This window comes from Devosia insulae DS-56 (assembly GCF_000970465.2).
Classification (GTDB): domain Bacteria; phylum Pseudomonadota; class Alphaproteobacteria; order Rhizobiales; family Devosiaceae; genus Devosia_A; species Devosia_A insulae.
The window spans coordinates 1-1,871 of sequence record NZ_LAJE02000018.1; the positions used below are offsets into that span (position 1 = coordinate 1).

Here is a 1,871-nt window from a genome sequence, read left to right on the forward strand (position 1 = left end):
GGGTGGGGGTACTCTTCCCGCACCAGCTCATCGGTCGCGTTGCGACAATACGCAGTTGCGCCTCGAAGCCGGGAGGGGAGTGGCCACAGGCGCCAGCCCCGCCGACTACCTCGTCCTCCACATCCCCTGCCGCGGCTCCTTCGTCATGGATGTCCGCCGATGATCTCGGTTCCCTCGCGGCCCTATCCCTACACGCTCGACCCGGCGCATACGGCGCTGGTCGTCATCGACATGCAGCGCGATTTCATTGAGCGCGGCGGCTTTGGGGATTCGCTCGGCAATGACGTCAAGCGGCTCGAGGCGATCATCCCGACGACGGCGGCGCTGCTTGGGCTGTTCCGGGCTCAGGGCTGGCCGGTGATCCATACGCGCGAGGCGCATAAGCCCGATCTCAGCGATTGCCCGCCTGCAAAAATCCGGCGCGGCAACCCGAGCCTCCATATCGGTGAGACCGGCGCCATGGGGCGGCTGCTGGTCAGGGGCGAGCCGGGCAACCAGATTGTCGATGCGCTGGCGCCGCTCGAGGGCGAGATGGTCATCGACAAGCCGGGCAAGGGGATGTTCTGGGCCACGGGCCTGCACGAGCAATTGGTGGAGCTCGGAATCACCCACCTGGTGTTCGCGGGCGTCACCACGGAAGTCTGCGTCCAGACCTCGATGCGCGAGGCCAATGATCGGGGCTATGAGTGCCTGCTGATCGAGGATGCGACCGAGAGCTATTTCGCTGAGTTCAAGGCGGCGACCCTCAAGATGATCGCGGCGCAGGGCGGCATTGTCGGCTGGGTGACGTCGCTCGCAGCGCTAGAAGAGGCGGTCAAGGCATGATGATCAATGATCCCGCGGTGCTGGCCGAGGTCACGGCGGTGTTCGCGCGCTACGAGGCGGCGCTGGTCGCCAACGACGTGGCGGTGCTCGACGAGCTGTTCCTCGATAGCCCGCTGACCGTCCGCTACGGCATCGCCGAGAACCTCCATGGCAGCGAGGCGATCCGGGCATTCCGGCTGCTCCGCCGTTCCACCGGGGCCGACCGGCGGCTCGCCGAGACGGTGATCACCACCTATGGGCCGGATACCGCCATTGCCGCGACGCTGTTTTCGCATGACAGCGTCCCTGGCCGGGTTGGACGGCAGATGCAGACGTGGATACGGATGCCGGATGGCTGGCGCGTCGCCGCCGCACATGTCAGCGTCATCGACGCGTAGATCACAACTACGCAGGGACTAGAGGGGACTATGCTGAAACGCACCTCCGGCGAGGAGATCCGCCGCGTGCTGGCCAGCCGCATCATTGCCGGCGAGCTGGAACCCGGCACGCCGCTCGATGAGACGCTGCTAGCCAGCGAATTCGCGGTATCGCGCACCCCGGTGCGTGATGCCCTGCGGCTGCTGGCGGCAAGCGGCCTGGTGGACCAGAAGCCGCATGCCCGCGCGCTGGTGGCAAAACCCGCGCCGGATGAGCTCGCCGGCATGTTCGAGGTGATGGGCTATCTCGAGGCGCTGTGCGCCGGGCTCTGCGCCCAGATGATGACGGCGGCCGAGCGCGATGCGCTCGATGCGCAGCACATTGCGATGGCCGGGATCGTCAGGGCCGGCGACAATGCCGCCTATGCCGAGGCGAATGACGCCTTCCACACCGCGATCTACGAGGGGGCGCACAACGCCTATCTCAGCGAGATCACGATTTCGACCCGGCAACGGCTACAGCCGTTCCGCCGGGCGCAGTTCGGGGCGCGGGGGCGCCTGCAGCAATCGCATGCGGAACACGGGCTGATCGTCGAAGCGATCCTGCGCGGGGATCGGGGTGAGGCGGAGGCCGCGATGCGGAAGCACATCGCGATCGTCGGTGATGCTTATGAGCGGTTTAGTCGGGTG

Annotated in this window: 3 protein-coding genes; all 3 read left to right on the forward strand. The window is 66.8% G+C overall.

Going from position 1 to position 1,871, the window contains the following annotated elements:
* The first annotated feature begins 159 nt into the window (after positions 1–159).
* Positions 160–825 (forward strand): cysteine hydrolase family protein, encoded by a 666-nt coding sequence (locus VW23_RS00630; protein WP_069907671.1) that lies wholly within the window; start codon positions 160–162, stop codon positions 823–825.
* On the forward strand, positions 822–1,202 hold the full coding sequence (hpxZ, locus tag VW23_RS00635; RefSeq protein ID WP_069907672.1) for an oxalurate catabolism protein HpxZ: 381 nt from the start codon (positions 822–824) through the stop codon (positions 1,200–1,202). The genes VW23_RS00630 and hpxZ overlap by 4 nt, the downstream gene beginning before the upstream one ends.
* Positions 1,203–1,232: 30 nt before the next feature.
* A partial coding sequence (locus tag VW23_RS00640) for a GntR family transcriptional regulator (RefSeq protein ID WP_069907673.1) occupies positions 1,233–1,871 on the forward strand: 639 nt, incomplete at its 3' end.

Excerpts from the sequence above, each read along its gene's own strand:
- VW23_RS00630 (WP_069907671.1), top strand. The coding sequence starts at position 160 with ATGATCTCGGTTCCCTCGCGGCCCTATCCCTACACGCTCGACCCGGCG.
- hpxZ (WP_069907672.1), top strand. The coding sequence starts at position 822 with ATGATGATCAATGATCCCGCGGTGCTGGCCGAGGTCACGGCGGTGTTC.